Here is a 7,898-nt window from a genome sequence, read left to right on the forward strand (position 1 = left end):
CGCGGGGCCGCTTTTCAAATGCGTTTATGGGTTTTGGGAATGGATCAGGCGTAGAGCTCCTGGAGCTTGACCAGATGCTCGTAACGGGCCTTGGCCAACGCCTCGTTCTCCTGGAAGAGCTTCTCGGCGCGCTCCGGGAAGGCGCGGGTCAGAGCGGAGTAGCGGGCCTCGTTCATGAGGAACTCCTGATAGCCGCCGGCGGGGGCCTTGGAGTCCAGGGTGAAGGGGCTCTTGCCCTCGGCCTTCAGAGCCGGGTTAAAGCGGAACATGTTCCAGTAGCCGCACTCGACGGCCTTCTTCATCTCGCTCTGGCAGTTGGTCATGCCGCCCTTGATGGAGTGCATCTCACAGGGGGCATAGCCGATGATGAGGGAGGGGCCGTGGTAGTTCTCGGCCTCGGTGATGGCCTTCAGGGTCTGGGCGGGATTGGCGCCCATGGCCACCTGGGCCACATACACATAACCGTAGCTCATGGCGATTTCGGCCAGGGACTTCTTGGGCATGGTCTTGCCGGCGGCGGCAAACTGGGCCACAGCGCCCACATTGGTGGACTTGGAGGCCTGACCGCCGGTGTTGGAGTACACCTCGGTATCAAAGACCATCACGTTCACGTCCTCGCCGGAGGCCAGCACATGGTCCAGACCGCCGAAGCCGATGTCGTAAGCCCAGCCGTCGCCGCCGAAGATCCAGATAGACTTCTTGGCGAGGAACTCCTTGTGGGCCAGGATCTCACGGGCCAGCTTGCAGGCGGCGCAGCCGCAGTCGCCCCGCTGGGAGACAATGGCCTCCAGGGCGGCCACATACTTCTTGGTGGCCTCAGCGTTGGCCACGCCGTCCGCCTTGGTATCCAGCCACTCCTGGCCGGCGGCCTTGATGTCCTCGTCGGCGTAGTCGATGGCGAGGAGAGCCTTGGTCTGCTCGGTCAGGCGGTCACGCAGGGCCTTCTGGCCATAGTAGAAGCCCAGACCGTGCTCGGCGTTGTCCTCAAAGAGGGAGTTGGCCCACGCGGGACCCTTGCCCTGCTTGTTGACGGTGTAGGGAGAGGTGGCGGCGGGACCGCCCCAGATGGAGGAGCAGCCGGTGGCGTTGGAGATGTACATCCGGTCGCCGCAGACCTGGGTGATGAGACGGGCGTAGCTGGTCTCGGCGCAGCCAGCGCAGGAGCCGGAGAACTCCAGCAGGGGCTGCTTGAACTGGCTGCCCTTGACGGAGGTGGTGTCGGCTACGTCGTCCTTGTCGGCGACTTTGGCGACCATGTAATCAAAGACAGGCTGCTGCTCGGCCTGGGACTCCTGGGGAACCATCTCCAGGGCCTTCACCGGGCACACGCCCACGCAGACGCCACAGCCCATGCAGTCCAGGGGACTCACGGCGATGGAGAACTTGTACACGCCCTTGCCCTTGCCGGCCTTGAAGTCCACGATCTTGGCGGCCTCGGGGGCGTTCTTGGCCTCCTCGTCGGTCAGCGCGTAGGGACGGATGGTGGCGTGGGGGCAGACATAGGAGCACTGGTTGCACTGGATGCACTTGTCGGCGTTCCAGGTGGGGACCATGACGGCCACACCGCGCTTCTCATAGGCGGCGGCGCCCTGCTCGAAGGTGCCGTCCACGTGGTCGGAGAAGGCGGAGACGGGGAGGCTGTCGCCGTCCATGCGGCCCACAGGCTCCATGATCTCGGTGACCATCTTCACGGTGGAGTCACGGCCCTCCAGCTTCTCCTCCTTCACCTCGTCGGCGGCGGTGGCCCAGGAGGCGGGGACGTTGAACTTCTTGAAGGCGGTGGCGCCGGTATCGATGGCCTTATGGTTCATATCCACCACGTCCTGACCCTTCTTCAGGTAGGAGTGGGTGGCGGCGTCCTTCATGTAGCCGATGGCCTCGTCCTGGGGCATGACATTGGCCAGGGCGAAGAAGGCGGACTGGAGGATGGTGTTGGTGCGCTTGCCCATGCCGATCTTGGCGGCCAGGTCAATGGCGTCGATGGTGTAGACGTTGATGTGGTGCTCGGCGATGTAGCGCTTGGCCACGGCGGGCATGTGCTTGTCGAGCTCCTCATCGCTCCACTGGCAGTTGATGAGGAAGGTGCCGCCGTCCTTGACGTCGCGGACCATGGGGAAGCCCTTGATGATGTAGGCGGGCACGTGGCAGGCCACAAAGTCGGCCTTGTTGATGTAGTAGGGGCTCTTGATGGGCTTGTCGCCAAAGCGCAGGTGGCTGATGGTCACGCCGCCGGTCTTCTTGGAGTCGTACTGGAAGTACGCCTGCACATACTTGTCGGTGTGGTCGCCGATGATCTTGATGGAGTTTTTGTTGGCGCCCACGGTGCCGTCGCCGCCCAGGCCCCAGAACTTGCACTCGATGGTGCCGGCCGCCGCGGTGTTGGGGCAGTCGTGCTCAGGCAGGGAGAGGTTGGTGACGTCGTCCACGATGCCGATGGTGAACTCGTGCTTGGGCGCGTCCTTGGCCAGGTCCTCGTAGACGGCGAAGACGCTGCGGGGAGGCGTATCTTTGGAGCCCAGGCCGTAGCGACCGCCGGTGATGACGGCCTGACGGCCGGCGTTGGCAAAGGCGGTGATCACGTCCATGTAGAGGGGCTCGCCCTGAGAGCCGGGCTCCTTGGTGCGGTCCAGGACGGCGATCTTCTTGGCGGTCTCCGGGATGGCGGCCAGGAGCTTGTCGGCGCGGAAGGGGCGGTACAGGCGGACCTTCACGAGGCCGACCTTCTCACCATGGGCGTTGAGGTAGTCGATGACCTCCTCGGCCACGTCGCAGATGGAGCCCATGGCGATGATGACGCGGTCGGCGTCGGGCGCGCCGTAGTAGTTGAAGAGCTGGTAGTTGGTCCCCAGCTTGGCGTTGACCTTGCCCATGTACTCCTCCACGATCTCGGGGACGGCTTCGTAGTACTGGTTGCAGGCCTCGCGGTGCTGGAAGAAGATATCGCCGTTCTCGTGGGAGCCGCGCATGGTGGGGTGCTCGGGGTTCAGGGCGCGGGCGCGGAAGGCCTCGATGGCGTCCATGTCCACCATGTCCTTCAGATCCTCGTAGTCCCAGATGTCGATCTTCTGGATCTCATGGGAGGTGCGGAAGCCGTCAAAGAAGTTGAGGAAGGGGACGCGGCCCTTGATGGCGGCCAGATGGGCCACTGCGCCCAGGTCCATGACCTCCTGGGGGTTGGTCTCGGCCAGCATGGCAAAGCCGGTCTGGCGGCAGGCCATAACGTCGGAATGGTCGCCGAAGATGTTCAGGCTCTGGGTGGCCACGGTCCGAGCGGAGACGTGGAACACCGCGGGCAGCAGCTCGGCGGCGATCTTATACATGTTGGGGATCATCAGCAGCAGACCCTGGGAGGCGGTATAGGTGGTGGTCAGGGCGCCGGCGTTCAGTGAGCCGTGCACGGTGCCTGCGGCGCCGGCCTCGGACTGCATCTCGATGACCCGGACGGGATCTCCGAAAATGTTCTTGCGGCCTGCGGCGGCCCACTGGTCCACATTATCGGCCATGGGGCTGGAGGGGGTGATGGGGTAGATACCGGCAACCTCCGTGAACGCATAGGAGACATGCGCCGCGGCGGTGTTGCCGTCCATGGACTTCTTTTTCCTTGCCATGCTTTGTTTCCTCCTTATTTAAATGGATACAACTCCATTTTTTCGCCCTTTATAGTATCACTCCTCGCTTCATTTGTAAACCGCATCTTACTTCCAACGAAGATTTTCGGCGATGAGACCAAAATTGGCCCCTCCAATTTGGCGAAACGGAAAAAATGACGAAGTTCTAAACTTGAAAACCCCTGCAAAATAGGGTATAGTTAAGAGAAATGTTCCGGAAAGAGGGGCGGGCCATGCTGTGCAAACTCAATTCCTTGGGACTCCACGGCGTCACAGGGTATCTGGTCGCCGCGGAGTGCGATCTCTCCGGGGGGCTGCCCAATTTCGACATTGTGGGCCTGCCCGACGCGGCGGTGCGGGAGGCCCGGGAGCGGGTGCGCGCGGCGGTGAAAAATTGCGGGTTTACCTTTCCGGTCTCCCGCATCACCGTTAATCTGGCCCCAGCGGACCGGAAAAAGGCGGGCACGGTCTATGACCTGCCCATTCTGGTGGGGATCCTGTGCGCGGGGGGCCAGCTCCCCGCCCCGCCGGCGGATGCGGCCTTTGTGGGGGAGCTCTCCCTCTCGGGGGAGGTGCGGCCGGTGGCGGGGATGCTGCCCATGGCGCTGGCGGCCCGAGCGGCGGGGCTCCGCACCCTCTTCGTGCCGGCCGACTCGGCGCCGGAGGCTACGCTGGCCGGGGGCATGACGGTCTATCCGGTGGAGGATGTGCAGGCCCTGACGGCCCATCTCCGGGGAGAGCGTCCACTCCCGCCCGCTCCGGTCTGGAGGCCGGCGCCGGAGAACGGGGACGCGCCGGATTGTGCCGACGTCAAGGGCCAGGAGCAGGTGAAACGCTGCCTGGAGAGCGCCGCTGCGGGCGGACACAACCTGGCCATGGTGGGGCCGCCCGGCTCAGGCAAGAGTATGCTGGCCCGGCGCCTGCCCTCCATTCTGCCGGATATGACCCGGCGAGAGGCCCTGGAGGCCACCGCGGTCCACTCGGTGATGGGGCTTACGGGGAGAGAACGGCCCATGCTGACCCTGCGGCCCTTCCGTGCGCCCCACCACACCATCTCCGCCATGGGGATGGCGGGGGGCGGCGCGCCTGCGCCCCGGCCGGGGGAGATCTCCCTGGCCCACAACGGCGTCCTCTTTCTGGACGAGCTGCCGGAGTTTCACAAGGACGTGCTGGAGGCCCTGCGCCAGCCGCTGGAGGACGGGCGGGTCCAGATCTCCCGGGCCTCCGGGACCGAGGTGTTTCCCAGCCGCTTCATGCTGGTATGCGCCATGAATCCCTGTAAGTGCGGCTGGTACGGCCACCCCTCCGGGCGCTGCCGCTGCTCGCCGGGAGAGGTGGAAAAATACCTGGGCAAGCTGTCCGGCCCCCTGCTGGACCGCATCGACCTGTATGTGGAGGTGCCTCCCCTGGAATACGAGGCCCTCTCCCGAAAGAGCGCCGGGGAGTCCTCGGCGGAGATCAAGCGCCGGGTGGACGCCGCCCGGCGCAGGCAGACCGAGCGCTTCGGACCCGACGGCCCGGACTGTAACGCCCGTATGGGGCCTGCCGAGCTGGAGCGCTGCTGCGCCCTGGACGGGGACTGCCGGGCCGTGATGAAGGGTGCCTATGAGCGCATGGGCCTGACCGCACGGAGCTATGACCGCATCCTGCGGGTGGCCCGGACCATCGCGGACCTGGAGGGGAGCCCCGGCATCCGGGTCCACCACCTGGCCGAGGCCATCCAATACCGGGAGAGCGGCTATTTGCGGCGGTGACAGGGCATCGCCCGTCCCCGCCCGCCATCCGAAAGGAGTCAGACAAAATCTATGACCGAAATGATCCTGCTCAAGCTGGGCGAGCTGGTGCTCAAGGGCGCCAACCGCCACACCTTTGAGGACAAGCTCAAGTCCAACATCGCCCGGCGGCTGCGCCCGCTGGGCAAGTTCCGGGTGTACACCCGCCAGTCCACCACCTATGTGGAGCCCCTCAGCGACACCTGCGACATGGACGCGGCCTACGAGGCCATGAAGCACGTGTTCGGTGTGGTGGGGATCTCCCGGGCCAAAGCCTGTGAAAAGACCCGGGAGGCTATGCTGGAGACCGCCCGGAGCTATCTGGGGGACAAGCTCTCCGCCGCACATACGTTCAAGGTGGAGTCCAAGCGGGCGGACAAGTCCTTCCCCATGACCTCCATCGCCCTGTCCCAGTGGGTGGGCGGGGAGCTGGACGACCTCTATCCCAACCTGCAGGTGGACGTCCACCAGCCGGAGCTCACCGTCCACCTGGAGGTGCGGGATTACGCCGCCTTCGTCCATGCCGACCCGGAGCCGGGGGCGGGCGGCCTGCCGGTGGGGACCAGCGGGCGGGCGCTCAGTCTGCTCTCCGGCGGCATTGACTCCCCGGTGGCCTCCTGGATGATGGCCAAGCGGGGTGTGGCCCTGGAGATGGTCCACTTTTACTCCTACCCCTACACCTCCCCCGAGGCCAGGGAGAAGGTGCTGGAGCTGGCCAAGCTGCTCACCCCCTGGTGCGGACGCCTTACGGTCCATGTGGTGCCCTTCACCCACATCCAGGAGGAGCTGCGCCGCTCCTGTCCGGAGGACTACTTCACCCTCCTCATGCGCCGGTTCATGATGCGCATCGCGGAGGGGGTGGCCCGGCGCACGGGCTGCCGCGCCGTGGTCACCGGCGAGTCCCTGGGACAGGTGGCCTCCCAGACCATGGACGCCATGGCCGTCACCGGGGCCGTCACCGCGCTTCCCATCTTCCGGCCCCTGGTGGGGATGGACAAGGAGGAGGCGGTCCGCATCGCGCGGAAGATCGGCACCTTCGAGACCTCCATCCTGCCCTATGAGGACTGCTGCACCGTGTTCACGCCCCGCCATCCCCGCACCCGGCCCCGGCTGGAGGATGTGGAGGCCATCGAGGAGCCCCTGGATATGGAGGGTCTGGTAAAAGAGGCCCTGGAGGGCATCGAGCGGGTCCAGGTGGGCGGCTGAGAAAAATCTGCGGGAAGCCAGGAAGAAGGAAACGCATATGTCTCATATCGCGGAACTCATCGCCGTGGGCACCGAACTGCTCCTCGGCAATATCGCCAATACAGACGCCCAGATGATCTCCCAGGGCCTTTCGGAGCTGGGCATCCACGTCTACTACCACACGGTGGTGGGGGACAATCCCGCCCGGCTCCGCTCCGCTGTGGAGATCGCCCGGCGGCGGGCCGACATCCTCATCACCACCGGCGGCTTGGGGCCCACCTGCGACGACCTCACCAAGCAGACTCTGGCCCAGGTCTTCGGGCGGGAGCTGGTCTTTGACGAGCCCTCGGCCCAGCGCATCCGCAGCTACTTCCAGCGCCTCCACCCCGACAGGCCCATGACGGAGAACAACCTCCAGCAGGCCATGCTGCCGGAGGGCTGCACCATCTTTGCAAACGACTGGGGCACCGCCCCCGGCTGCGCCTTTGAGGCGGAGGGGGTACGGGTCATCATGCTCCCCGGCCCCCCCAGGGAGTGCCGGGCCATGTTCACCCACCGGGCCCTGCCCTACCTCAGGGCGCTGGCCGACGGCACCATCGTATCCCGAACGCTGAAGATATTCGGGATGGGGGAGTCCTCGGTGGAGGCCCTGCTGCGGGAGCGCATGAACGCCATGACGAACCCCACCCTGGCACCCTACGCCAAGGAGGGGGAGATGGAGCTGCGCATCACCGCCAAGGCCCCCACCGAGGCCGAGGCCCGGGACCTCATCGCCCCGGTGGAGGAGGAGCTGCGGGACCTGCTGGGAGACGTGATCTACGGCGCGGACGTAAAGAGTCTGGAGGAGGTGGCCTTCGCCCTGATGGAGGCCCAGGGCCTCACCTTCGGCACGGCGGAGTCCTGCACCGGGGGCCTGGTGGCCAAGCGCATGACGGATCTACCGGGCGCCTCCGCCGTCCTGAAGGGCGGCGTGGTGAGCTATACCGACGAGGTAAAGCACAATGTGCTGGGCGTACCACAGGCGCTGCTGGATCAATACGGGGCCGTGTCCCCCCAGGTGGCCGAGGCCATGGCCCGGGGCACCCGCAGGGTACTGGGGTGCGATCTGGCCGTCTCCACCACCGGCGTGGCCGGGCCGGACCCGGACGACCGGGGGAACCCCGTGGGACTGGTATATGTGGCCCTGGCCGGCGCGGAGTTCTGCCATGTGCAGGAGCTCCATCTGGGAAGGGGGCGCGCAATGGTGCGCAGCCGGGCCTCCCTCCACGCCCTCGATCTGGTGAGGCGGTATCTCACCGGCCGGCCGTGGGCGGAATGACGGCGGAGGCGGGGG

The 7,898-nt window shown here is 65.8% G+C and carries 4 protein-coding genes; 3 read left to right on the forward strand and 1 reads right to left on the reverse strand.

Annotation, left to right across the window (positions count from 1 at the left end; translation table 11 throughout):
- Nucleotides 1-44: 44 nt before the first annotated feature.
- Nucleotides 45-3,608, reverse strand: coding sequence for a pyruvate:ferredoxin (flavodoxin) oxidoreductase (nifJ, locus tag ABUA09_RS17715; protein ID WP_279202566.1), 3,564 nt, complete (start codon nucleotides 3,606-3,608; stop codon nucleotides 45-47).
- A 233-nt stretch (nucleotides 3,609-3,841) separates the two neighbouring features.
- On the opposite strand from nifJ, the gene ABUA09_RS17720 reads away from it, so the two are divergent.
- The 3 genes from ABUA09_RS17720 to ABUA09_RS17730 are packed head-to-tail and all read left to right on the forward strand — an operon-like array spanning nucleotide 3,842 to nucleotide 7,883.
- Nucleotides 3,842-5,362 carry a YifB family Mg chelatase-like AAA ATPase gene (locus ABUA09_RS17720; protein ID WP_349949598.1) on the forward strand — a complete coding sequence of 507 codons (1,521 nt, stop codon included), beginning with the start codon at nucleotides 3,842-3,844 and terminating at the stop codon, nucleotides 5,360-5,362.
- Between the two features lie 51 nt (nucleotides 5,363-5,413).
- The gene (thiI, locus tag ABUA09_RS17725; RefSeq protein WP_208318979.1) at nucleotides 5,414-6,586 is read left to right on the forward strand and encodes a tRNA uracil 4-sulfurtransferase ThiI; all 1,173 of its coding nucleotides are present in this window, start codon (nucleotides 5,414-5,416) and stop codon (nucleotides 6,584-6,586) included.
- A gap of 37 nt (nucleotides 6,587-6,623) precedes the next feature.
- Nucleotides 6,624-7,883, forward strand: coding sequence for a competence/damage-inducible protein A (locus ABUA09_RS17730; protein WP_279202568.1), 1,260 nt, complete (start codon nucleotides 6,624-6,626; stop codon nucleotides 7,881-7,883).
- Nucleotides 7,884-7,898: the final 15 nt, after the last annotated feature.

The sequence above is a fragment of the Intestinimonas sp. RTP31139st1_F5_RTP31139_211217 genome, assembly GCF_040226735.1.
GTDB lineage: Bacteria > Bacillota > Clostridia > Oscillospirales > Oscillospiraceae > Intestinimonas > Intestinimonas butyriciproducens.